The following is a 23,082-nucleotide window of genomic DNA, read 5'->3' as shown; positions in this document are numbered from 1 at the left end:
AGCCGAGTACGGCTGAGCCGAGTAGGGCTGGCTGGAGACCGGCTGGCCCGAGACGGGCTGGCCGGAGACCGGCGAGGCGGACATCGGGACACCGGAGACCGGCGGGACCGGCGGCGCGGAGACCGGCGGCGGGTTGTACGGCCGCGCCTCCGGGCTGCTCGGCAGCTGCCGCGGGATGGCCGACTGCTGGCCGGTGGTGGCCGGGTCGTCCTCGGCCGGGTGGCGCCGCTGCGGCAGCGGGTCGGTCGACTGGCCGTTCGACGACCGCGGGTTGAAGCCGTCGCCCCCGGCGAGGGCGCTGGCCCCGGTGAGGTCGGACCAGGCCGGCATCGAGCGCGGCCCGCCCGGCGTGGCCGGGGTGCCGGAGCCGTTGTGCGGTGCCGGGTCGAACGCACGACCGCCGAGGGTCACCTGATTGCCGGATCCACCGGGGCGCGGGGCCGGCGGGGTGTTCGGGGTGTGCGGGCCGTTGCCGAGGGCGGCGAGGGCACCGAACGCCGGGGCCGGCCCGCTCTGCTGCGGGCCCGTGTTCGCGGCCGGGAGAGCCGGCGCGGCCTGCGGTCCCCGGCCCGAGAGGGCACGCGGCACCAGGACCGACGGGGGCAGCGTGACGTCGGCGACCGTACCCCGGTCGGCGCCCGGCCGGAGCTCGACCTTGACGCCGTGCCGGGACGACAGCCGGGCGACCACGACCAGACCCATCATCCGGGAGACGGCCACGTCGACCTGCGGCGGCGTGGCCAGCCGCTCGTTCAGCTCGTGCAGCTGCTCCGGGCCGATGCCGATGCCCCGGTCCTCCACGTAGAGCGAGGCGCGGTCGCCCACCCGCCGGGCCTCCACCATGACGTGGGAGTCCGGCGGGGAGAACGCGGTGGCGTTGTCGAACAGCTCGGCGACCAGGTGCACGAGGTCGTTGACCGCATGCGCGGCGATCTCGATGTCCCGGTCGATCACGCCGAACTCGATCCGGGTGTAGTGCTCGACCTCGGACTGGGCGGCGCGGAGCACGTCGATCAGGGCGGCCGGCTCGCGCTGCACGCGGGTGGAGTCCGCACCGGCGAGGACCAGCAGGTTCTCGTCGTTGCGGCGCATCCGGGTGGCCAGGTGGTCGAGCTGGAAGAGCTCGGCCAGCCGGTCCGGGTCCTCCTCGCCCCGCTCCAACCGGTCGAGGTGACCGATCAGGCGGTCGACCAGGATCTGCGACCGGCGGGCCAGGTTGACGAACATCGTCGCGACGGACGCCCGGAGGGCGGCCTGCTCGGCCGCGGTCCGGACCGCCTCCAGGTGGACGGCGTTGAACGCCTCGGTCACCTGGCCGAACTCGTCCTTGCTCCGGACGGGGAGCGGCTCGGCGATCTGGTTGGCCAGCTGCACCGGGGAGAGCTGGCCGGTGACCTGCGGGTCACGCAGCCGGGCCACCGCCTGCGGCAGGCCGTACTGGGCCACCGACAGGGCGCCCTGGCGCAGGTCGCGCAGCGAGCGGGCCATCGAGCGGGCGACCAGGTACGCGAAGAGGATCGCCAGCAGCAGCATGGTCAGCAGCAGGCCGGTCTCCAGGAAGACCTGCCGCTGCGTAGCGCTCCGTAGGTCCTCGGCCTTCCCGACCACGTTGCGGTCCAGCCGCGACTCGACCGTACGGATCAGCTTCGCGTTGGCCACCATGGCCGCGTCCCACTGGTCCGCGCCGAACTTGAGGCCGGCCAGGCTGCCGCCGACCCGGGTGTTGGTGGTGATGTCCCGCTGGTAGGCGGTCGACTCGCGCAGGTCCGGCCCGGAGACGGTCTGGTCGTAGAACTCCGCGTCGGCCTGGCTGGCGACTCCCTTGAAGCCCTGCAGCGCCTGTTCCTGGCCGGTGCCGGTGGCGATGAAGTCCTCGCGCAGGACCGGGTTGAGGTTCTTCTGCACCAGGGCCTGGTGGACGACCACCCGGCGCTGGGAGAGCCACTCCTTCTGGCGGGCCACCGCCGCGGCGGCCCGCATCTTGTCGCTCAGGTCGTTGTCGCCGGCGAGCTGGGTCGACGAGTCACGGATCGAGAGCAGGTCGTCGATCAGACCCTGGTACAGCTTCTCCGCGTCGCTGATCGTCAGCTTGCCGTTGAGCACCTGGCTGCGGGTGCCCGGCAGGTCGGCGAGGTTCTGGTCGATGTTGTCGAGCAGCGCCTCGAAGTTCCTCGGCAGGTTGTCGATGTCCTGCCGCTGCTGGGAGTACGGCGTCTTCGCCTGATCCACCCGCTGGTTGGCCCGGTTGTAGGCCTCCTGGTACTGGGCGTTCTGCTGAGTCCGCACATCCTTGGTGCTGCCGCCGTTGGCACCGAGCCACAGCACCGCCGTGACCCGCTCGTCCTGCAGGGTGTCAACCAGGTCACCGGAGTAGCCGATGAGGTTGGCCAGGTCGCCGGCCCGGTTGGCATTGTTGAGCGTCTGCAGGTGGTCGACCAGACCGCTGGTGCCGACCACGACCGTGGCGATGGTCGGCACGATCATGATCAGACCGAGCTTGGACCAGATCGGCATGTCGCGCAGCCGGCTGGCCGGCCGGCGCAGACGCGACAGGAAGGAGCTCGCCGTCGTTGGCCGTTTGCTCACGTCACCGCCCTCGCATAACCCGTCCGGACGTCACCCATGGGCAACGCCGAGCGACCGACCCGGCGGGTCGGACCTCCGAGATTCCATCACGCCGCTCCGCAAAGAGAAAGCCCAGGTTGTCCCTCGCGGGGGGTGTGATGAGATGTTGATGCAATTTGATAGCAATCCGTCTGTCCGGAGTCACTCAAAGTGATGGAAAACCCTCATCGCGTCGTCCTACTCGCTGGGCCTTCCGGCTCCGGAAAGTCGTACATCGCACAACGAACCGGACTTCCGGTGCTCTGCCTGGACGACTTCTACAAGGACGGCGACGACCCTACGTGTCCACGCCGAAACGGACAAGTGGACTGGGAATCCCCGTTGTCCTGGGACAGGGACTCGGCGGTGGAAACCATTGCCCGACTGGCCCGGGACGGCAAGGCCGAAGTGCCGGTTTATGCGATCGGCGAAGACCGGCGGGTGGCCACCCGGCCATTCGACGTCACCGGTTCGCCATTTTTCATCGCCGAAGGGATCTTCGCGGCCGAGATCGTCGCCGAGTGTCGACGCCGCGACCTGCTCGCCGGGGCGTACGCGCTGCGCCGGCCGCGCGGGGCGACCTTCGTCCGCCGGCTGGCCCGGGACCTCGCCGAGCAGCGCAAGGGGCCCCGGGTGCTGATCAGCCGCGGGGTGGCGCTGCTGCGGACCGAACCCGCGGTGCTGCGCCGGCAGACCGGCCTGGGCGCCGAGGCGGCCCGGGCCCGCGAGGTGCTGCGCCGGGTGGCCGCCCTGCTCGCCGGCCACCCGCACCAACACTCGTGATCAGCCGATCAGCTTGGCGTACGCCGGCTTGATCACCTCGTCGATGATCCGCAGGCGCTCGTCGAACGGGATGAAGGCGCTCTTCATCGCGTTGATGGTGAACCACTGGAGTTCCTTCCAGCCGTAGCCGAAGGCCTCCACCAGCAGCGCCATCTCCCGGGACATCGAGGTGCCGCTCATCAGCCGGTTGTCGGTGTTGACCGTCACCCGGAAGCGCAGGTCGCGCAGCAGCCCGATCGGGTGGTCGGCGATCGACGCCGCCGCCCCGGTCTGCACGTTCGACGACGGGCACAGCTCCAACGGGATCCGCTTGTCCCGTACGTACGCGGCCAGCCGGCCGAGCACCGGCGGGTTGCCCGTGGTGATGTCGTCGACGATGCGCACGCCGTGGCCGAGGCGGTCCGCGCCGCACCACTGGATCGCCTGCCAGATCGACGGCAGCCCGAACGCCTCGCCGGCGTGGATGGTGAAGTGGAAGTTCTCCCGCTGGAGGTACTCGAAGGCGTCCAGGTGCCGGGTGGGCGGGAAACCCGCCTCCGCCCCGGCGATGTCGAAGCCGACCACCCCGGTGTCCCGGTGCCGGACGGCCAGCTCGGCGATCTCCTGGGACCGGGCCGCGTGCCGCATCGCGGTCAGCAGGGTGCCGATCCGGATCGGGTTGCCCGCCTCGGCGGCCAGCGCGCTGCCCTCCCGGAAGCCGGTGACGACCGCCTCCACCACCTCGTCGAGGGTGAGGTTCTGCTCCAGGTGCTGCTCGGGGGCGAACCGGACCTCGGCGTAGACCACGCCGTCGGCGGCCAGGTCGAAGGCGCACTCGCGGGCGACCCGGCGCAGCGCCGGCGCGGTCTGCATCACCGCAACGGTGTGCGCGAAGGTCTCCAGATAGCGCTCCAGCGAGCCGGAGTTCGCCGCCTCGACGAACCAACGGCCCAGCGCCTCCGGGTCGGTGGTGGGCAGCTCGTGGCCGACCTCGGCGGCCAGCTCCGCGATCGTCGCGGGCCGCAGACCGCCGTCGAGGTGATCGTGCAGCAGCGCCTTCGGGACCTTGACGATGTCCTCGTACGAGATTGCGACCATGCTCAGACACTAGTCACCGTCGGTCGGGGCCCGGTACGGGACCGGTCACGGTCGCCAGCCGTACACCCGCTCGACGGCGAGCCGGAGGACCACCCGGCCGTCGGCCACCATGGCCGCGCGGTAGTCCGCCCAGTCCGGGTGCTCCCCCCGGATCCGCCGGTAGACCTCGACCAGTTCGTCGACCGTGGCGTCGCCGGTGGCCGCCGCGGGCGGGGTGAGGGTCACGACGCCCTCGGCCACCGCGTACGCGCCGCCGTCGGGGGTGGTCACGTGGAAGCTGGCGCGCGGGTCGCGGCGCAGGTTGCGCACCTTCGCCCGGTCGCCCGTCGTGGAGCAGCGGATCAGCCCCGGCTCGGCCAGGTAGTCCACGTTCGACAGCTGCGGGCGGCCGTCCCGCCGCAGGGTGACCAGCGCCCCGCGCCCGCGTTCCCCGAACAGTTCCCACAGCCGCTCGCTCATGCCGCCACCCGCAGCGGCGCGAGCGCGACGGCCAGCCGGGTGAGCTGGTCGAGCATCAGGTCGGCGGCCACCTCGCGGCCCGGGTCCGGCCGCAGCCCGCCGGTCTCGTCGAGGTTCTGGCGCAGGAACACGGCCACCGCCTCGTTGACCGGGACCATGTTCAGCGTGGTGACCACCTGCTTGATCATCTGCACCGCGCGCAGGCCACCGGAGGTCATGCCGTAGCTGACGAAGCCGACCGGCTTGTGCCGCCACTCGTGGTACAGGTAGTCGATCGCGTTCTTGAGCGGGGCGCTGAAGCCGTAGTTGTACTCCGGCATCACGAACACGAAGGCGTCCGCGGCGGCGGTCGTGTCACTCCACTCCCGGGTGTGGCGGTGCAGGTAGTTCCCTTCCGACGGGTGGTGCGGCTCGTCGTGGAACGGGAGCCCGACCTCGGCGAGGTCGACCAGGCGTACCTGGTCGAATCCGCCGTGGCGAACGGCGGCGGCGGTGAACCAGTCACCGATCCGCCGGCCCACCCGGCCGGGGCGGGTGCTGGCGACGATCACGTTCAGGCGGGGCATGACGGGGTCACTCCTGTCGGTACGAAACAGCCGGGAGTCGACCCCGGCAGGTTGGTTGACATGTCATCGACCGTAGGGCGAGCTCGATGACATGTCAACAAATCGGTTAGGATCGGCCCATGGACGAACCACGCTGGCTGGACGAGCGGGAGAACCGGGCCTGGCGCGGGTACCGCCGGATGCGCCGGCTGCTCGACCTTGAGCTGTCCCGGGAGCTGGCGCAGGACGCCGGCCTCTCCGAGCCGGACTACGACGTCCTCTCCGACCTCTCCGAGACGCCCGAGCAGCGGCTGCGGCTCAGCGAACTGGCCGACCGGATGCTCTGGTCGCGCAGCCGGCTCTCCCACCACCTGTCCCGCATGCAGCAGCGCGGCCTGGTCGTCCGCGAGGAGTGCCCGTCCGACGGCCGGGGCTCGATCGTGACCCTGACCCCGGCCGGGCGACAGGCCATCGAGGCAGCCGCCCCCGGCCACGTCGCCGCCGTCCGCCGGCACCTCATCGACCTGCTCACCGCCGAGGAGATCGAGGCCCTGGGCGCGCTGACCCACCGGGTCGTCGACCACCTGGCCGGCGTCGACCGCCGCGGCGCGGAGGGCTGAGATGGACCCCCGCATCCTGAGCCGGCTGCGCTGCCCGGTCTGCGCCGAGCCACTGGCCGACGCCACCGCCGGCACCACGCCGGCGCTGCGCTGCCCGCGTCGACACAGCTTCGACATCGCCCGCCAGGGGTACGTCAACCTGCTCGCCGGCCGCGCCCCGCACACCGGGGACACCGCCGAGATGGTCGCCGCCCGCGCCGACTTCCTCGCCGCCGGCCACTACGGCACCGTCGCCGCCGCGCTCGCCGCCACCGCCGCCGGTGTGGTGGGGCACGGCGGGTCGCCGGACCGGGCGGGCGCATCACCGCGCAGCGCTTGCTCTGCCGCACCCGACGCGACAGAGCCGGCCGAGCAGCGTTGCGGCGACGGCAGCAGAGCAAAGGGCGCCGCGACACCGGTGCCGGCCACCGGCCCGGCCCGGACCGCCGGCGAGGACATCGCGTACCAGCTGGTGGTGGACGCCGGCGCCGGGACGGGCTGGTACCTCGCGGCGGTGCTGGCGGCGCTGCCCGACGCCGTCGGACTGGCCCTGGACGTCTCCAAGCCGGCGTTGCGGCGCGCGGCCCGGGCCCACCCGCGCGCCGCCGCGGCGCTCGCCGACACCTGGCAGCGGCTTCCGCTGGCCGACGCGTCGACCGCCGTGCTGCTCAACGTCTTCGCACCGCGCAACGGCCCGGAGTTCCACCGGGTGCTCCACCCGGCGGGCGCGCTGCTGGTGGTCACCCCCGCCGCGGACCACCTCGCCGAGCTGGTCGACGCGCTCGACCTGCTCCGGGTCGACCCGGACAAGGCGGACCGGGTCGCGGGCAGCCTGGCCGGGCACTTCACCGAGGAGTCGGCGACGGTGCACCGGGCCCGGCTGGAACTGACCCGCACCGAGGTGGCCACCCTGGTCGGGATGGGTCCCAGCACCTGGCACGCCGACCCGACCCGCCTCGCCGGACGGATCGCCGCGCTGCCCGAGCCGGCACCGGTGACCCTCGCCGTCCGGCTCGGCGTATACCGACCGCGCTGAAACTCAGGTGGAGAGGTCGACCTCTTCCCAGCCCGGCGGCTCGTCGTGGTACGGCCCGCGCAGCACCACCGCCCACTCCAGCGCCCACCGGCGCTGCCCGATGGCGTGCGCGTCCACCAGGCCGGGCAGCGCCCGCCCGGCCCGCTCCGACTCCAGGTACGCCCAGTCCAGGCAGTAGTGCAGGTCGAGCAGGGCGGCGGCGTCGGCCGGATGCTGCGGGGCGGCCAGGATGCGCGCCCGCCACTGCGGGAAGGTCTCCCCCGCGACGAGGTTCGGCATCCGTTCGACCAGCCGCTCGTCCACCGGCACCGTGGGGTCCAGCTCCTTGGCCAGCCCGAGCACCCAGGCCAGCGAGAAGAGCGCGTCGTGGTGCAGCACGAAGGAGCGGTGGTCGCCCTTGCCACCCATCACGAACTGCCACTCCGGCGGGGTCACCACCTCGACCAGGTGCGACTCCAGCAGCCAGCCCATCGCCGCCTGCGCGGGCATCCCGAAGCACCGGGCCAGGATCAGGTGCAGCACCGCGATCCGGGCCTCAATCTCGCGGGTGGGCCGCAGCTCAATCTCGTCGCCCGGCTCCCAGACCAGCGGGAACTGCGGCGGCGGCAGCGGAAGGCCCAGCCGGGACAGCTCGTCGAGGCTCGCCTCACGGACGGCCCGGGGGTCGGGGGCTGGTACGCGCACGGCTCAGGTCCCTGTCTGCTCGCATCGGCTCATCGCCGGTCATCCCCCCTGGCCAGGCAGGATAGCGGCTCGGGCGGGGTCGGCACCATGCCCCCGCCCGAGCCGGATCGATCAACTGACGCGTTCGATGACCAGCGGCGTCGCGGCCGGGGCCTCCGGCGCGATGCGCACCGCCCGCTCCGCCTCGGCGAGCGCGGCCGGAATCCGCTCGGCGTGCTCGGCGCGCAGCTCGTACAGCGGATCCCCGGCGCGTACCGGGTCGCCGGGGCGCTTGTGCAGCACCACCCCGGCCGGGATGCTCACCGGGTCCTCCTTGCGGGCCCGCCCGGCGCCCAGCCGCCAGGCGGCCACCCCGATGGCGTACGCGTCGATTTCGGCGACGTGGCCGTCGTCGGTCGCGCGGACCACCTCGACCTCGTTGGCGGTCGGCATCGGGGCGTCCGGGTCGCCGCCCTGCGCGCGGATCATCTTCCGCCAGGCGTCCATCGCCCGGCCGTCCCGCAGCGCCGCCGCCGGGTCGGCGTCCGGCAGCCCGGCCGCGTCCAGCATCTCCCGGGCCAGCGCCAGGGTCAGCTCGACCACGTCGGCGGGGCCGCCGCCGGCCAGTACCTCGAGCGATTCGGTCACCTCGACCGCGTTGCCGACGGTCAGGCCGAGCGGGGTGGACATGTCGGTGAGCAGGGCGACCGTCCGCACGCCGTGCGCCTTGCCCAGCTCGACCATCGTCCGGGCCAGCTCGCGGGCGTCGTCGACGTGCTTCATGAACGCGCCGGAGCCGACCTTCACGTCGAGCACCAGCGCCCCGGTCCCCTCGGCGATCTTCTTGCTCATGATCGAGCTGGCGATCAGCGGGATCGCCTCCACGGTGGCGGTGACGTCGCGCAGCGCGTACAGCTTGCGGTCGGCCGGGGCGAGCCCTTCGCCGGCCGCGCAGACGACCGCCCCGACGTCGCGGAGCTGGGCGATGAACTCGTCGTTGCTCAGCGTGGCCCGCCAGCCCGGGATCGACTCCAGCTTGTCCAGGGTGCCGCCGGTGTGGCCGAGGCCGCGCCCGGAGAGCTGCGGCACGGCGGCGCCGCACGCGGCGACGAGCGGGGTGAGCGGCAGGGTGATCTTGTCACCGACACCACCGGTGGAGTGCTTGTCCACGGTGGGCCGGGACACCGTGGAGAGGTCCAGCCGCACCCCGCTGGCGATCATCGCGGCGGTCCACCGCGCGATCTCCGGCGCGCTCATGCCGCGCAGCAGGATCGCCATGGCCAGCGCCGACATCTGCTCGTCGGCCACCAGCCCCCTGGTGTACGCGTCGACGACCCAGTCGACCTGCCCGTCGCTCAGCACGCCTCCGTCCCGCTTGGTCCGAATGACGTCAACCGCCGTAAAAGCACTCACCTTCGAGTTCCCATCGATAGATCAACCAAAGCGTCGGGCACGATCACACCGACCGGCGGACCGGAACCACCGAGAAATCGGGCCGACGGTGACCGGCGGAGGGATCAAGCCTGACCGCCCGGAGCCGGGCACCGTCGGCCCGATACCCCACGAGCTCAACCCCAGCGCACCGGAATCTCCGCGGGAGGCTCACCCTCACCGGCCCAGAAAATAGTGCCCGACGCGTCCACCACCACGACGCGGGGCGTACGGGCCAGGCCCCAGGTGATCGCCTCGGCCGGGTCGTCCCAGGTCGGGCCCTCCTCCAGCACGCCGGTCTCGGCGTCCTCGGTGTCCCCGGCCGACCGCTCCCAGTAGGCCGTCCAGACCTGCCGCCCGGCGGAGAGGTCCGCGTGCACGAAGACGGTGCCGCGCCCGCGCCAGGCGGCCAGCCGGTCCGGCACCACGGGCACCGGGTGCTCGCCGGTCACCGCGTCGAGGTCGGCCACGTCGAAGGCGTGCGGCAGCAGCTCGGCCATCCGCAGCGGGCGGCCCTTCGCCTCGATCAGGCACTCCGGGCCGCCCTGCTCCCAGAGGAGCTGCCGGCACCGGCCGCAGGGCATCAGCGGCTCGCCGGTGGCGTCGACGCAGGAGAGGGCGACGATCCGGCCGCCGCCGGTGGCGTGCAGCGAGGAAACCACCCCGCACTCGGCGCAGAGCACCACGCCGTACGCGGCGTTCTCCACGTTGCAGCCGACCACCACCCGACCGTCGTCGACCAGGGCGGCCGCGCCGACCGGGAACTTCGAGTACGGCACGTACGCGTGGCGCATCACCTCGGTGGCGGCGGCCCGCAGCCGCTCCCAGTCGATCTCCATCACGTCTCCCATTCTGCCCAATTCACGCTGATCGGTCACGGCCGCGGCCGGAGACGACCGTGCCCGGCGGGTCTCCCCACCGGGCACGCTGCGTCGTGGGCGATCAGCCCTTGATGTACGGCTTGCCGTCGGCGGCCGGGGCCCGGACCCTGCCGACCAGCCCGGCCACGGCCAGGATCGTCGCCAGGTAGGGCAGCATCGCCAGGAACTGGCTGGGGATGCCGCTGCCGATCGCGCCCAGGTAGGTGGCGAGCTGGTCGGCGAAGCCGAAGAAGAGCGCCGCGAGCAGGGCGCCGGTCGGGCTCCACCGGCCGAAGATCAGCGCGGCCAGGGCGATGAAGCCCTTACCGCCGATCATGTTCTTGGTGAAGGAGTAGAGCGCCAGGGTGTAGGAGGCGCCACCGATCCCGGCCACCATGCCGGCCATGATCACGTTGCGGTAGCGCAGGCCGAGCACCCGCACGCCCAGCGTGTCGGCGGCCGTCGGGTGCTCGCCCACCGACCGGGTCCGCAGGCCCCACCGGGTACGGAACAGCGCGATGTGGATGACCAGCACCAGCAGCAGGCCCAGGTAAAGGAAGATGTTTCCCCGGAACAGCGCCGGCCCGATCAGCGGGATGTCCTTGAGCAGCGGGATCTCCCAGTTGCTGAACCGGGGCGCGCTGTTGTACTTCGTCGCGTCGGTCTGCATCAGCCGCTCGTAGAGGAAGCCGGTGACACCGACCGCCAGCAGGTTGAGCACGATGCCCATGACCACCTGGTCGACCAGGTAGCGGATGGCGAAGACGGCGAGCAGCAGCGAGATCAGCGCACCGCCGATCGCCGCGGCGGCCAGTCCGACCCAGACGCTGCCGGTGATGCTGCCGAACAGCGCGCCGCTGAACGCGCCCATCAGCAGTTGGCCCTCGATCGCCACGTTGACCACGCCGGTCCGCTCGCAGAGCACCCCGGCGAGCGAGCCGAAGATCAGCGGCAGCGCGAGGACGAACGTGCCCCGGACGATGTTGACCAGCGGCATGAAGTTGCGACCCGCGGGAGCCGCGGAGACCTGCCAGCACAGAAAGCTGAGCACGAAGGCGACCAGGCCGACGCCGAGCAGCAGGGTGAACCAGCGCTTCGGGATCCCGGCGAGCAGGGCGGCCCCGGCCGCCACGGAGATGACCCCGAACAGGATCGCGCCGACCGTGCCGTTGATTTCCAGGGCGGCGCCGCCCTCGGTCTCGCTGAGCGTGAACCGGGCCTGCTCACCGGTCGCGAGCGCGCCGAAGAGCACCGCCGCGAGCACGCCCAGGGCCAGCAGAACCAGGCCGACCTTGCGCTGACGCGTCCAGAAGCCCTCGTCGACCGTGGTGACGGCGACGTCGGGGACAGCCGTGGTGGACATGCGTCACCAGCCCTTCGCGAGGCTCGTCTGCAGCCGGGCGGCGCGGGCCGCCCGGAGCTGGAAGATCGCCTTCACCAGGGCCGGCGCGGCGATGAAGATGACGATGAGCGCCTGGAGCACGGTCACCAGCTCCAGGGAGATCCCGGAGTAGGACTGCATCCGGTTGCCGCCGGCCTGCAGCGCGCCGAAGAGCAACGCGGCCAGCAGCACACCCCACGGCTTCACCCGGCCGAGCAGCGCCACCAGAATGCCGTCGAAGCCGATCTGCGCGATCACCAGCGGGGTGAGCGCGTTCGCGGTCGAGCCGAGCACCATGTTCGACCCACCGAGACCGGCCAGCAGACCCGAGATCACCATGACCAGCACGTACGCCTTGGTGACGCTGATGCCGGCGGTCCGGGCGGCGTTCGGGTTCTCCCCGACCGCGCGCAGCTCGAAGCCGAGCGTCGAGCGGTTGAGCAGCCAGGCGACGAACCAGGTCGCCAGCACGGCCACCAGGATGCCGGCGTGCACCCGCAGGTTGTCCCCGAGCAGCCGAGGCAGCTGGGCGGAGGACTCGACGGGCTTGCTGATGGCGTCGGACCGGTTCGGGTTCTGCACCCCGTTCTGGATGATGATCCAGGACAGGAAGTAGACCGCCACGTAGTTGAGCATGATCGTGTTGATCACCTCGTGGGCGCCCGTCCGCGCCTTGAGGATGCCGGGGATGAAGCCCCAGATCGCGCCGCCGGCCGCGCCGGCGATCAGCGCGACCAGCAGGTGCACACCGGGCGGCAGCGGCAGCGCGAAGCCGGCGACGGCGGCGAGGACGACGCCGATGGTCGCCTGGCCCTGGGCGCCGATGTTGAACAGGCCGCCCCGGAAGGCGAGCGCGACCGCCAGGCCGGTGAAGACCAGCGGCGCGGTGTACGTGAGCGTCTCCGAGATCGGGCCCATCGCGGCGGTGAAGCCGGACGCCTCCGGGTCGAAGATCGCGCCCTTGAACAGGTTCGCGTACGCCTCGCTGACCACCGTCCAGCTGGAGTTCAGCGCGTCCGACGGGCGGGCGGTGATGTAGCCGTAGGTGGCCAGCACGTCCGGGTCCGAGACGATGATCAGCACCGCGCCGACCAGCATCGCCAGCAGGACCGCGAGCACCGTGACGGTGACCGTGTTGGCGGCCCAGAGGTTGTCCAGGAAGAGCTTGCCCAGCGTGGGGCGGGGCTCCTCGGCCGGAGGCTGCTCCGTCGCGGTGGCGGGCACCGTGCGCTCCTGGTCGCCGGCGGGCGCGGTCGGGGTCGCCCGGGCCTCGCTCCGGGCCTCCTGCGCCTCGGTCGCCGGCTCCTTGTCCGGGGAGCCCGAGACCGGGTTCGGGTTACTCATGCCGCCACCTCGCTGCGCTCGGTGCCGGCATGAGGCACCACGACGCTGTATCGATGATTCGCTCGCAGACGCTCGCTCATGCCTCGTCCTCGTTGCCAGGGTCCTCGGGGGCCGGGGCCGCGGCGCCGTCGGTCGCCGTCGTCGTGCCGGTGTCCGGGGTGATGCCGGCCATCAGCAGGCCGATCTCCTCACGCGGGGTGTCCGGGCTGACCACGCCGATGATTCGGCCGCGGTACATCACGGCGATCCGGTCGGCCAGGCCGATGACCTCGTCCAGCTCGCTGGAGACGACCATGACGGCGGTGCCCTGGTCCCGCTCGCGGATGACCCGGCTGTGGATGAACTCGATCGAGCCGACGTCCACACCACGGGTGGGCTGGGCGGCGATGAAGAGCTTCAGCGGCCGGGACAGCTCCCGCGCCACGATGACCTTCTGCTGGTTGCCGCCGGAGAGCGTGCCCACCGCCGCGTCCGCCGACGAGGTACGGACGTCGAACTGCTCGATCCGCTCCTTCGCCGACTTCGCGATGGCGTCCGGCTTCAGCGACAGGCCCTTGCCGAAGGGCGGCCGGTCGTAGATGTCCAGCACCAGGTTCTCCGCCACGGAGAACTCCTTGACCAGGCCGTCGACGCTGCGGTCCTCGGGCACGTAGCCGACGCCCGCGCGCAGCACCTTCTTGGTCGGCCAGCCGTGCACGGCCTCGCCGTCCAGGCTGATCGTGCCGGCGAGCGAGGGCCGCAGGCCCATGATCGCCTCGATCAGCTCGGTCTGGCCGTTGCCCTGGACACCGGCGACGCCGAGCACCTCACCGGAGTGCACGGTCAGGTCCACGCCGTCGACCGCGCGTACCTGCCGGTCGTCGTCGACCACCAGGCCGGCGACCTCCAGGACGGGCTTGCCCGGGGTGGCCGGCTTCTTGTCGACCGTCAGCCGGACGCTGCGGCCCACCATCAGCGCGGCCAGCTCGTCCCGGCTGGCGTCCGGCGAGGCGGTGCCGACGGTCTTCCCACGCCGGATCACGGTGATCCGGTCGGCGATCGCCTTCACCTCGCCCAGCTTGTGGGTGATGAAGACGATCGACTTGCCGGCCTCCTTGAGCGACCGCATGACCGTGAGCAGTTCCTCGGTCTCCTGCGGGGTCAGCACGGCCGTCGGCTCGTCGAGGATCAGCAGGTCGACGTCGCGGGTGAGCGACTTGATGATCTCCACCCGCTGCTGGATGCCGACCGGCAGGTCCTCGATCACCGCGTCCGGGTCGACCCGGAGGTTGTACCGCTCGGATACCTCGGCGACCTCGCGCCGGGCGCGCCGGCGGTCGAGGAAGCCGGTGAAGCCTCCCTTGACCTGCTCGGCGCCGAGCATGACGTTCTCGGCCACGGTGAAGACCGGCACCAGCATGAAGTGCTGGTGCACCATGCCGATCCCGGCCCTGATGGCGTCCGACGGGCCCCGCAGCTTCAGCGACTTGCCGTCGACCAGGATCTCGCCCTCGTCGGGCTGGTAGAGCCCGTACAGCACGTTCATCAGGGTCGACTTGCCGGCGCCGTTCTCGCCGAGCAGGGCATGAATCTCTCCAGGCTCCACCGTCAGGTCGATGTGGTCGTTGGCGACCAGATCACCGAACCGTTTGGTGATGCCGCGCAGTTCGAGTCTCAGCGCAACCTCCTGGAGTGTGAGCGATGGTGCAGCGTAGCGGCTGCCCGCCGGCCACCGCGCCGGGTGGGGGGTCGATCAGGGGATGAAGGTGGACCGGCCGCCCCGGCAGCGGGATGTCCCCGCGTGGGCCGAGGCGGCCGGATCGTCATACCTGGTGCCCGCCGGCCCCCGCTGTCGATGATCCCATCGCGGGGGCCGACGGATCGGTCACTTGGTCGGCTGGGCCTTCGAGGTGACCGTGATGGTGCCGGCGGCGATGTCCGCCTTGATCTTGTCGACCTCGGCCTTCAGATCCGCGGGGATCTTGCTGTCGAAGTCGTGGTACGGGGCGATCGAGACGCCGTTGTTGGCCAGGGTGCCGACGAAGCCGGGCTTGGCCTCGAGCTTCTCGCCACCGGCGGCCTTGAGCACGGCCTCCTTGACGGCGTCCGGGATGTTCTTGACGACGGTGGTCAGCAGCACCGGGCAGTTCGGGGTGCTCTCGCAGCCGTCGACGTCCACCCAGACCACCGAGTACTTGCCGTTCGAGGCCTGCGCCGCGGCGGTGGTGCCGAGGCCCGCGCCGCCGGCGACCGGCATGATGATGTCCGCGCCCTGGGCGACCAGCGCGTCGGAGACCTTCTTGCCCTCGTCCTGCTTGACGAAGTCGTTGGTGAAGGAACCCTTCTGGGTCGCCTTGTCCCAGCCGAGGACCTGGACGTTCTTGCCCTTGGCCTTGTTGTAGTGCGCGACGCCGTCGGAGAAGCCGTCCATGAAGATGGTCACCGGCGGGATCGGCAGACCGCCGTACGTGCCGACCTTGCCGGTCTTGCTCATCCCGGCGGCCAGGTAACCGGCCTGGAAGGCGGCCTGCGCGGTGTCGAACTGCATCGGGTAGACGTTGTCCACGCCCGGGTTCGAGTCGACGATCGCGAACTGCTGGTTCGGGTTCGCCTGCGCGGCCTTCTTGGTGGCGTCGGACATCAGGCCGCCGACCGCCAGGATGAAGTCGCACTTCTGGTTGACGAACCCGGTCAGGTTGACCTCGTAGTCCGCCTCAGCCTTCGACTGGACGTTCTTGATGTCGATGTTGTCGTTTTCCTTCTTCGCCTCCTGCAGGCCCTTCCAGGCCGAGGTGTTGAAGGACTTGTCGTCGATGCCACCGACGTCGGTCACCATGCAGGCGCTGAACTTCTTGCCTCCGGTGCCGCCGGCGTTCTTGTCATCCTTGGGGGCCTCGCCACAAGCGGCGGCACCCAGCACGAGGCCACCCGCCACGATCGCGGAGGCGATCCGCATCCCACGCACAGAGCGCAAGACGTCTCCTTCCCATTGCACACCGCGTCGTGCGCGGTGGCAGCCCTTGCGCCGGCCTGCGGTGTGCCGCCGGCGTCCCACGTTACGGACGGGAGCGTACGCCCGCGCCCACCCACCGGCCGACAATCGTGCACGACTGTTGAGCGTCCGTTACCCCGGTGTAACCCTTGCGTGGGGCACGTCACATTTCGTGCTGACAGCCCTCCGGAGAGGTGTCGCGAACGTCCGGTTTCCCTGGCGTTCGCGCCGCTCGCGCAGCTATCGCCAGAAGACCGCCACGGCTGCGTTGAGCAGGGTCAACCCAATGATGGCAAGGAAGTGGCCGCGGTTCACGGACTCCCGCTTACGGGCGAAGAAGACCATGACGAAGATCAGCAAGGCGATTACCAACTTGGTAACAAGTTTCGCCGGCGCGGGCTCGTCGTCCGGGTCGCGCAGCGGAGCGGACAGCCCGAGCCCGGTCAGCACCTGGATGATCGCGCCCCAGAGCATCGCCGCGTTGATCCGCAGCCGGCCGCTGGCGTACTGGGCGATCGCACCGCCGAGCAGCAGCGCGAACCCGACCAGGTGGACGTAGAGGAGTACCAGCCGAAGAGCTTCCATGGCGGCCATCCTCCCCTATCAACGACGATTTGTAGTAGACGCCCCGCCGGCCGCCGTCATACCGTGACCTCCGCGGCGGGCCGCCGCTCCGCCGCCGGCACCGTGCTCGCGGCCGGCCGGTTCCGCCCCACCAGCACCAGGAGCAGCCCGAGCGTCGCGTAGCCGGCCAGTACGGCGAGGGCCCGGGAGGCGCCGGCCCCGTCGAAGAACGCCGCCGAGCGGAGCAGCGTTCCGCCCGCCCCGACCGGCAGGTACTGCCCGACCGTCCCCCACGGCTGCGGCAGCAGCTCCGGCGCGGCGGCGACTGCGGAGAGCGGGTTGCCGACCAGGAAGACCAGCAGCGCGCCGAGCCCGGCGCCGGGGGCGCCGAGGAGCGCGCCGAGGCCGGCCACGGTGCTCGCCACGGCCAGCGCGAACAGACCCGCCGCACCGGCCTCGCGCCACAGGTCGCCGTTCAGCACGCCGAGCCAGCCGTGCAGCACCGCGACCCCGACCGGGCCGGCGAGAACGGCGTAGCCGATCAGCCCGAGCAACCGGGCACCGCGCCGGGCGACCAGCAGCACGAGCAGCGCCCCGGCCAGCAGGCTGGTCAGCGCGAGCGGCAGGAAGCCGGCGGCGAACCCGGCGCCGCGCGGGTCGTCCGGGTCGGCCGGTACGACCTGCACCACCGGCACGGGACGGCCGGCGGAGAGCTGGGCCGACGCCTCGGTGAGCAGCGCGGCCACGGTCGGGCTGGCCGCCGGGGCGGTGTGCAGCGCGATGCCGTCCGGACCGGCGACGAAGGCGGCGTACACCTGCCGGTCGCGCAGCGCGCGGTCGGCGGCCCCGCCGTCCGGGAGCGTGGTCACCTCGAAGGCCCCGGGACGGGCGGCGGCGAGCCGGCCGGCGAGTTCGGTCGCCACGGGCGCCGGTCCGGCGACGGCGACCGGCAGGTCGCGGGGCGCGAGGTGGGCCGCCGGGGCGGCGAAGAGCGGTACGAGCAGGGCCTGCACGGCCGCCACCAGCGTCGCCAGCAGCGCGGCGAGCAGCCAGGATGAGCGGATCCGGTGCGCGGGGACGGACATGGCGAACTCCTAAAACGAACGCTCGTTCTCTTTAAAACCGAGAGTGCGCCCGAGCCGGCCAAGAGTCAAGAACGAACGTTCGCTTTACACTGTGCGGCGTGCCACGCGTATCGGAAGAACACCGGGCGGCCCGCCGGCAGCAGATCCTCGACGCGGCCCGCCGCTGCTTCCTGCGCGACGGCTTCCACAGCACCTCCATGCAGGACGTGATCGCCGAGGCCGGGCTCTCGGTCGGCGCGGTCTACCGCTACTTCCCGAGCAAGAACGACCTGATCACCGCGATCGCCCAGTCGGTCATCGGCGGCGCGGACGGCGTCTTCGCCGAGCTGGCCGCGGCCGAGCCACCGCTGCCGCTGGTCGAGGCGCTCGAGCGGGCGCTGGCGTACGTCGACGCGCAGACCGGTCCCGACGGCATCCTGCCGCTGGCCATCCAGGTCTGGAGCGAGGCGCAACGGGATCCTGCGCTCGCCGAGTTCGTCCGGGCCACGTACACCGGCTTCCGGGGCCACTTCACGACGCTGGCGCGGCGGGCGCACGCGGCCGGCACACTGCCCGCGGACGCTGACCCGGAGGCGGTCGGTGCGGCCCTGTTCGGCCTGGTCCCCGGCTACTTCATGCAGCGCATCCTCACCGGTTCGCCCGACCGGCGCACCTACCTGGCCGGCGTCCGCGCGCTGGCGGCAGGGCCGATACCCGCGTGATCACGTAGCTTGCGGGCGGCCGCCCGGTCGCGGGCACCGGATACGACGAGGTGCCCGGCCGGGCCCCGCAACGACGTCCGGGCGGCCCGAGCGCATACGCCCGGGCCACACCGCCGCGGTCAGCCCTTGGTGCCGCCAGCGGTCAGCCCGGAAACCAGGTGCCGCTGAGCGAAGAGGAACACGATGCCGGCCGGGATGGTGACCAGCACCGCCGAGGCGGTCAGGTACTCCCACTGCGGGTTGAACTGGGGCACGAACTGCTGGAGCCCGTACGCCAGGGTGAACTTGTTGTCGGTCTGGATGAACGCCGAGGCGTACGCCACCTCACCCCAGGAGGTGAGGAAGGCGTAGAAGCCGGTGACCGCCAGCGCCGGGCGGGCCAGCGGCAGCACCACCCGCCAGAAGATGGTGAACGGGCCGCAGCCGTCGATCGCCGCCGCCTCGTCCAGCGAGGTCGGGATCGAGTCGAAGTAGCCCTTGAGCATCCAGGCGCAGAACGGCACGGCGATGGTCAGGTTGGCGATGACCAACGAGGGCAGCGTGTTGATCAGCCCGAGGCTGGCCATGATCGTGTAGATGGGCACGATCAGAATGGCCACCGGGAACATCTGGGTGACCAGGAAGACCATCATCAGTGGTCGACGACCGGGGAAGTTGAACCGGGAGACCGCGTAGCCGGTGGTGGCCGAGAAGAAGATGCCGATGGCCATGGTGAACGCCGCGACGATCACCGAGTTGAGGAACCAGCGCAGGAAGTTGGTGTCGTTGAGCACGTAGCTGTAGTTGGCCAGGGTGGGGTCCTTGACCAGGGTCAGCTCGGTGCTCTGCACCGCGTAGCCCGGCTTGAACGACGACAGCAGCACCCAGACGATCGGACCGATCGCGATCAGCGAGGCGACGATCAGCGTGGCGTGCAGCCCCGCGGACCTCAGCAGGGATCGGCCTGCGCGGGTCGGTCGCCGGCTCGGCCGCACCGCCGCCGGCTCGGGTCGCGCCGGCAGCTGCCCTGCGGCCGTCGCGGGGGGCGGACTGCTGGTCTGGCTCATGGTCACCACACCTCGCCTTGCTTGCGCAGCGCTCGCCGGTAGAACACCGAGTAGACGAGCAGGATGGACAGGATGAGCACCCCGTAGGTCGAGGCGAGCGAGTAGTTCCGGATGCCTTCAAAGGCGGCGCGGTAGGCACCGGTCACCAAAATCTCGCTCTGCCCAGCGGGCTGACCCTCGGTGACCAGGAAGATGATCGGGAACATATTGAAGGTCCAGATGGTGCCAAGCAGGATCACCGTCATGCTGACCGGGCGCAGCCCAGGCAGGGTGATGTTGCGGAACCGCTGCCAGGGGGTCGCCCCGTCCATTTCGGCGGCCTCGTAGAGCTCGCCCGGGATGGTCTGCATGCCGCCGAGCAGGGCCACCATCATGAACGGCACGCCGAGCCAGATGTTGGTGACGATGGCGGTGAACAGCGCGGTCCAGCGGTTGGCGAACCAGTCCACCGGATCGATACCGACGGCGGTGAGCAGCGAGTTGGCCAGCCCGAACCGCTCGTTGAAGATGAACTTCCAGGCGAAGGCGCTGACGAAGGCAGGCACCGCCCACGGCAGCACCAGCAGCACCCGGTAGAAGCTGCGCAGCCGCATCGGCCGGTTCAGGATGGTGGCCAGCCCGAGGCCCAGGCCGTAGTGGAAGGCGACGCACACGAAGGTCCAGATGAGGGTGACTCCGGTCCACTGCCAGAACTCACCCACCTGACCGGTGAGCACCTTGACGTAGTTGTCCAGCCCGACGAAGTGCCAGCCGTTCGGGTTGGCCTTGCACACCTCATCGCCGGTGATCGACTTGGTGCAGATCTCCGCCGCCTGGTTGGCCTCGTTCAGGTTGGTGAACGAGATCCAGACGCCGCGGGCCAGCGGATAGAAGATCAGTACCGCGAGCACCACAACAACGGGCAGCACCATCGCCCAGGCGTACCAGTGCTTCTCCCAGCTCTGCCGCAGGCGGGACCGGCGCCTGGGCCGGCGGCCGGACGGCGCGGGCACCGCATCGGCGGTCACAGTGGTCATCAGCTGCGCTCCAAGGGGGAAACCCGGCGGGGCTGGTCGGCCCATCTGCCGGCCGGCCCCGCCGGGTGCCGAATGTGGTCGCCGGCCGCTGCCAGCGCCAGGATCAGGTCACTTGCTGTAGGACGGCACGACCTCGGACTTGTACTTGTTGGCGACGGCGTCCAGCGCAGCCTTCGGGTCCTTGTTCTGGATCAGGACCTCGGTGGCCATCTGGTCGAGCGGGCCGAAGAACTGGCCACCCTCGGGGATCCACGGGCGGGCGACGGCCGACTCGATCACCGGCTTGAACGCGGAGATGATCGCGTTGTTCTTCACCGAGTCGACCTCGTAAGCCGACTTGCGGGTGGGCAGCACGCCCAGCTTGTCGGCGAGGAAGGCCTGCGACTCGGCGGAGCTCATGAACTTCACGAACGCCACTGCGGCGTCGACCTTCTCCTGCGGCATGCCGGACCAGATCACGTAGTTGTGACCGCCGACCGGGGCGCCGGCCTTGGCCGAGCCGGCCGGGACCGGGGCGATGCCCAGGTTGTCCAGGCCGCCGAAGGTCGGCGCGCCCTTGATGTTGTTGACCTCCCATGGGCCATTGATGATCATGGCAACCTTCTTCTCCTTGAAGAGGGTCATCATGGTGCCGTAGGAGTCGTTGGCGGACGGCTTGGCGGCCGCACCGCTGGCGATCAGGTCCTTGGCGATCTTCAGGCCGGCGACGTTCTTGTCGGAGTTGACCACAATCTTCTTGTTCGGGGCGTCAACCAGGTCGCCGCCCTCGCCGTACATGAACGGCAGCATGAAGTAGCCGGCCGGGTTGACGTAGAGGCCCTCGGCGTCGGTCTTCTGCTTGACGGCCTGGGCGGCGGTCTTCAGGTCGGCCCAGGTCTTCGGGGCCTCGGTGACGCCGGCCTTGGCAAGCAGGTCCTTGTTGTACATGAGCGCCAGGGAGTCGGTCACCTGCGGCACGCCGTAGGTCTTGCCGTCATACTTGTCCGACGAGAGCGGGGTCTCCAGGAAGTCGGACTCGTCGGCGAGCAACTCGGAGCCGTCCAGCGCGTACAGGTAGCCCAGCGAGGCGAACTCGGGCACCCAGGCGACCTCGGCCCGCAGGATGTCCGGGGCGCCGCTCTTGGCCTGGGCAGCGGTCTTGAACTTGTTCTGGGCGTCACCGAACGGAACCGACTGGTAGTTGATCTTGACGTTCGGGTACTTCGCGTTGAACTTGGTGATGAGCTCCTGGTATGCCGGGCCCTCGTTCTTCGGGTCCGAGGTGTCCCACCAGGTGAGTTCGGCCTTCAGCGCGGCCGGATCCACCTTCGGCTTCTCGCTGGTCGACTTGTCGTCGCCGCCGCACGCGGCGAGCGTCATGGCGAGGGCCGTGGAGGTGAGGACCACCAGCCCCTTGGCGATGCGACGCATATGCGCTCCTAGATTGCCTGCCGGATAACGGCGGGACAGTAGCAAGAAGTTTCGGAACACGAAACCCCTTGCGAATACCCTTGCAACAACCGTGCCTCAACCGTCACCTCAAAGGCTCGCCAGATGGCGCAATCTGGGCAGTTTGCCCCCTGGGGAGGTGGTCAATCTCGCAGCCCTCGCCACCCTTCGTGACTGCGGCATGAACGCGGCGTGCCTAGTGAAGGCACCCACACACCCATTCCCGCCCAGGATTTAGCAGCTCCCCACCGGGGTTGGCGACGATCACTGCTCGTTCCTGCAAGTTCTTGCTAGATACTGCGCAAGAACGGGGCGGTCGGCTAGAGTTCCGCCATGCGCGCTCGATTGTCCGACATCGCCCAACAGGCCGAAGTCAGCGAGGCCACGGTGTCGCGGGTGCTCAACGACCGCCCCGGCGTGGCCCCCGAGACCCGGCAGGCCGTCCTGACCGCCCTCGATGTGCTCGGCTACGAGCGTCCCGCCCGGCTGCGCAAGCGCAGCGCCGGGCTGGTCGGCCTGGTCGTCCCGGAGTTGGACAACCCGATCTTCCCGGCCTTCGCCCAAGTCATCGAGTCGACGCTGGCGCAGAGCGGCTTCACCCCCGTGCTCTGCACCCAGACCCCGGGCGGGGTCACCGAGGACGAGTACGTCGAGATGCTGCTCGACCGGCAGGTCTCCGGGATTGTCTTCGTGTCCGGCCTGCACGCCGACACCGCCGCCAACCACGACCGCTACCGGGCCCTGATTGCCCGGCCGCTGCCGATCGTCATGATCAACGGGTACGTCACCGGCATCGCGGCACCCTTCGTCTCCTGCGACGACCGGGAGGCAGCCGAACTGGCGGTGGCCCACCTGGTGGCCCTGGGACACCGCCGCATCGGTCTGATCACCGGCCCCGACCGGTTCGTCCCCGTGCACCGCAAGGTGGCCGGCTGGAAGTCCGCCATGATCCGGGCAGCCGGGCTCGCCGAGAGCGAGTTGGACGATCTCGCGGAGCTCACCCTGTTCGGCGTGGAAGGCGGCGAGGCCGCCGCAGGCCGGCTGATCGAGCGGGGCGTCACCGGCATCGTGTGCGGCTCCGACCTGATGGCGCTCGGCGCGATCCGGGCCGCCCGCCAGCGCGGACTCTCGGTCCCGGACGATGTCTCCGTGGTCGGTTACGACGGCTCGCCGCTGATGGCCTTCACCGACCCGCCGCTGACCACCATGCGCCAGCCGGTGGCCTCGATGGCGGTGGCCGCTGTCCGTGCGCTGGTCGACGAGATCAACGGACATCCCGCGCCGCACACGGAGTACCTCTTCCGCCCGGAACTGGTGGTACGGGGTTCGACCGCGGTGGTCCCGCCGGCGGACGCCGCCGCCACCGGCGCAAAACGGCAGCGCCCCGCACCTTCCTCGCTCGCCGTACCGGCCTGAGCCGCCCCCACCGCAGGCCGGCGCCCCGGCCCAGCCAGCCGCCCGGCACCCCGCAGGCCGTCAGCCGGGGCGC

21 protein-coding genes are annotated in these 23,082 nt (G+C 71.0%); 5 read left to right on the top strand and 16 right to left on the bottom strand.

Going from position 1 to position 23,082, the window contains the following annotated elements:
• Positions 1 to 2,586 (bottom strand): sensor histidine kinase (locus ACL02O_RS19400; RefSeq protein ID WP_412819507.1); only part of this gene is annotated, 2,586 nt, incomplete at its 3' end.
• Positions 2,587 to 2,970: 384 nt separating this feature from the next.
• Between ACL02O_RS19400 and ACL02O_RS19395 the strand changes: the two genes are divergently transcribed.
• On the top strand, positions 2,971 to 3,387 hold the full coding sequence (locus ACL02O_RS19395; protein WP_412819506.1) for a hypothetical protein: 417 nt from the start codon (positions 2,971 to 2,973) through the stop codon (positions 3,385 to 3,387).
• Here ACL02O_RS19395 and ACL02O_RS19390 read toward each other — a convergent pair whose 3' ends face one another.
• From ACL02O_RS19390 to ACL02O_RS19380, 3 genes are read right to left on the bottom strand one after another with little or no spacing between them, the layout of a single operon-like run.
• Positions 3,388 to 4,464, bottom strand: coding sequence for an adenosine deaminase (locus ACL02O_RS19390; protein WP_412819505.1), 1,077 nt, complete (start codon positions 4,462 to 4,464; stop codon positions 3,388 to 3,390).
• 45 nt (positions 4,465 to 4,509) lie between these two features.
• Complete coding sequence (locus ACL02O_RS19385) at positions 4,510 to 4,923, bottom strand: PPOX class F420-dependent oxidoreductase (RefSeq protein ID WP_412819504.1); 414 nt, start codon at positions 4,921 to 4,923, stop codon at positions 4,510 to 4,512.
• Positions 4,920 to 5,489, bottom strand: a complete 570-nt coding sequence (locus ACL02O_RS19380) for an NADPH-dependent FMN reductase (RefSeq protein WP_412819503.1) — start codon at positions 5,487 to 5,489, stop codon at positions 4,920 to 4,922. Before ACL02O_RS19380 ends, ACL02O_RS19385 begins: the two co-directional genes overlap by 4 nt.
• A 119-nt stretch (positions 5,490 to 5,608) precedes the next feature.
• On the opposite strand from ACL02O_RS19380, the gene ACL02O_RS19375 reads away from it, so the two are divergent.
• A complete protein-coding gene (locus ACL02O_RS19375; RefSeq protein ID WP_412819502.1) occupies positions 5,609 to 6,088 on the top strand; it encodes a MarR family winged helix-turn-helix transcriptional regulator in 480 nt (159 codons plus the stop codon).
• A 1-nt stretch (position 6,089) separates the two neighbouring features.
• Positions 6,090 to 7,103: a putative RNA methyltransferase gene (locus ACL02O_RS19370; protein WP_412819501.1), complete on the top strand. Its 1,014-nt coding sequence runs from the start codon at positions 6,090 to 6,092 to the stop codon at positions 7,101 to 7,103.
• Positions 7,104 to 7,106: 3 nt separating this feature from the next.
• Here the strand turns inward: ACL02O_RS19370 and ACL02O_RS19365 are convergent, their stop codons facing one another.
• The 9 genes from ACL02O_RS19365 to ACL02O_RS19325 form a co-directional block, all read right to left on the bottom strand.
• Positions 7,107 to 7,787, bottom strand: coding sequence for a DUF4272 domain-containing protein (locus ACL02O_RS19365; protein ID WP_412819500.1), 681 nt, complete (start codon positions 7,785 to 7,787; stop codon positions 7,107 to 7,109).
• A gap of 111 nt (positions 7,788 to 7,898) precedes the next feature.
• A complete protein-coding gene (locus ACL02O_RS19360) occupies positions 7,899 to 9,179 on the bottom strand; it encodes a thymidine phosphorylase (protein WP_412819499.1) in 1,281 nt (426 codons plus the stop codon).
• A gap of 155 nt (positions 9,180 to 9,334) precedes the next feature.
• Positions 9,335 to 10,036, bottom strand: coding sequence for a cytidine deaminase (locus tag ACL02O_RS19355; protein ID WP_412819498.1), 702 nt, complete (start codon positions 10,034 to 10,036; stop codon positions 9,335 to 9,337).
• Positions 10,037 to 10,139: 103 nt separating this feature from the next.
• A complete protein-coding gene (locus ACL02O_RS19350; protein ID WP_412819497.1) occupies positions 10,140 to 11,420 on the bottom strand; it encodes an ABC transporter permease in 1,281 nt (426 codons plus the stop codon).
• 3 nt (positions 11,421 to 11,423) lie between these two features.
• Positions 11,424 to 12,782, bottom strand: coding sequence for an ABC transporter permease (locus tag ACL02O_RS19345; protein WP_412819496.1), 1,359 nt, complete (start codon positions 12,780 to 12,782; stop codon positions 11,424 to 11,426).
• Between the two features lie 76 nt (positions 12,783 to 12,858).
• Positions 12,859 to 14,379, bottom strand: a complete 1,521-nt coding sequence (locus ACL02O_RS19340) for an ABC transporter ATP-binding protein (RefSeq protein WP_412819511.1) — start codon at positions 14,377 to 14,379, stop codon at positions 12,859 to 12,861.
• A gap of 267 nt (positions 14,380 to 14,646) precedes the next feature.
• A complete protein-coding gene (locus ACL02O_RS19335; RefSeq protein ID WP_412819510.1) occupies positions 14,647 to 15,717 on the bottom strand; it encodes a BMP family lipoprotein in 1,071 nt (356 codons plus the stop codon).
• Positions 15,718 to 15,993: 276 nt separating this feature from the next.
• Positions 15,994 to 16,338 (bottom strand): hypothetical protein, encoded by a 345-nt coding sequence (locus tag ACL02O_RS19330; RefSeq protein WP_412819495.1) that lies wholly within the window; start codon positions 16,336 to 16,338, stop codon positions 15,994 to 15,996.
• Positions 16,339 to 16,394: 56 nt separating this feature from the next.
• On the bottom strand, positions 16,395 to 17,402 hold the full coding sequence (locus tag ACL02O_RS19325) for a hypothetical protein (protein WP_412819494.1): 1,008 nt from the start codon (positions 17,400 to 17,402) through the stop codon (positions 16,395 to 16,397).
• 98 nt (positions 17,403 to 17,500) lie between these two features.
• On the opposite strand from ACL02O_RS19325, the gene ACL02O_RS19320 reads away from it, so the two are divergent.
• Complete coding sequence (locus ACL02O_RS19320) at positions 17,501 to 18,103, top strand: TetR/AcrR family transcriptional regulator (RefSeq protein ID WP_412819493.1); 603 nt, start codon at positions 17,501 to 17,503, stop codon at positions 18,101 to 18,103.
• 119 nt (positions 18,104 to 18,222) lie between these two features.
• Here the strand turns inward: ACL02O_RS19320 and ACL02O_RS19315 are convergent, their stop codons facing one another.
• From ACL02O_RS19315 to ACL02O_RS19305, 3 genes are all read right to left on the bottom strand, one after another.
• The gene (locus ACL02O_RS19315) at positions 18,223 to 19,149 is read right to left on the bottom strand and encodes a sugar ABC transporter permease (protein WP_412819492.1); all 927 of its coding nucleotides are present in this window, start codon (positions 19,147 to 19,149) and stop codon (positions 18,223 to 18,225) included.
• A 2-nt stretch (positions 19,150 to 19,151) separates the two neighbouring features.
• The gene (locus ACL02O_RS19310; RefSeq protein ID WP_412819491.1) at positions 19,152 to 20,165 is read right to left on the bottom strand and encodes a carbohydrate ABC transporter permease; all 1,014 of its coding nucleotides are present in this window, start codon (positions 20,163 to 20,165) and stop codon (positions 19,152 to 19,154) included.
• A 108-nt stretch (positions 20,166 to 20,273) separates the two neighbouring features.
• Positions 20,274 to 21,575: an extracellular solute-binding protein gene (locus tag ACL02O_RS19305; RefSeq protein ID WP_412819490.1), complete on the bottom strand. Its 1,302-nt coding sequence runs from the start codon at positions 21,573 to 21,575 to the stop codon at positions 20,274 to 20,276.
• Positions 21,576 to 21,926: 351 nt separating this feature from the next.
• On the opposite strand from ACL02O_RS19305, the gene ACL02O_RS19300 reads away from it, so the two are divergent.
• Entirely contained in the window at positions 21,927 to 23,009 is a 1,083-nt protein-coding gene (locus ACL02O_RS19300; protein WP_412819489.1) for a LacI family DNA-binding transcriptional regulator, read from the top strand.
• Positions 23,010 to 23,082: the final 73 nt, after the last annotated feature.

It is taken from the genome of Micromonospora mangrovicola, assembly GCF_047200535.1.
Classification (GTDB): Bacteria; Actinomycetota; Actinomycetes; order Mycobacteriales; family Micromonosporaceae; genus Micromonospora.
Note: the sequence above shows the minus strand (reverse complement) of the source record. Positions and strands in the feature narration are given on the sequence as shown.

Coding starts and splice junctions, on each gene's coding strand:
- ACL02O_RS19345 (WP_412819496.1), bottom strand. CDS start 12,782: ATGAGTAACCCGAACCCGGTCTCGGGCTCCCCGGACAAGGAGCCGGCG.
- ACL02O_RS19370 (WP_412819501.1), top strand. CDS start 6,090: ATGGACCCCCGCATCCTGAGCCGGCTGCGCTGCCCGGTCTGCGCCGAG.
- ACL02O_RS19355 (WP_412819498.1), bottom strand. CDS start 10,036: ATGGAGATCGACTGGGAGCGGCTGCGGGCCGCCGCCACCGAGGTGATG.
- ACL02O_RS19385 (WP_412819504.1), bottom strand. CDS start 4,923: ATGAGCGAGCGGCTGTGGGAACTGTTCGGGGAACGCGGGCGCGGGGCG.
- ACL02O_RS19300 (WP_412819489.1), top strand. CDS start 21,927: ATGCGCGCTCGATTGTCCGACATCGCCCAACAGGCCGAAGTCAGCGAG.
- ACL02O_RS19335 (WP_412819510.1), bottom strand. CDS start 15,717: ATGCGGATCGCCTCCGCGATCGTGGCGGGTGGCCTCGTGCTGGGTGCC.
- ACL02O_RS19325 (WP_412819494.1), bottom strand. CDS start 17,402: ATGTCCGTCCCCGCGCACCGGATCCGCTCATCCTGGCTGCTCGCCGCG.
- ACL02O_RS19350 (WP_412819497.1), bottom strand. CDS start 11,420: ATGTCCACCACGGCTGTCCCCGACGTCGCCGTCACCACGGTCGACGAG.
- ACL02O_RS19330 (WP_412819495.1), bottom strand. CDS start 16,338: ATGGAAGCTCTTCGGCTGGTACTCCTCTACGTCCACCTGGTCGGGTTC.
- ACL02O_RS19310 (WP_412819491.1), bottom strand. CDS start 20,165: ATGACCACTGTGACCGCCGATGCGGTGCCCGCGCCGTCCGGCCGCCGG.
- ACL02O_RS19315 (WP_412819492.1), bottom strand. CDS start 19,149: ATGAGCCAGACCAGCAGTCCGCCCCCCGCGACGGCCGCAGGGCAGCTG.
- ACL02O_RS19305 (WP_412819490.1), bottom strand. CDS start 21,575: ATGCGTCGCATCGCCAAGGGGCTGGTGGTCCTCACCTCCACGGCCCTC.
- ACL02O_RS19390 (WP_412819505.1), bottom strand. CDS start 4,464: ATGGTCGCAATCTCGTACGAGGACATCGTCAAGGTCCCGAAGGCGCTG.
- ACL02O_RS19380 (WP_412819503.1), bottom strand. CDS start 5,489: ATGCCCCGCCTGAACGTGATCGTCGCCAGCACCCGCCCCGGCCGGGTG.
- ACL02O_RS19375 (WP_412819502.1), top strand. CDS start 5,609: ATGGACGAACCACGCTGGCTGGACGAGCGGGAGAACCGGGCCTGGCGC.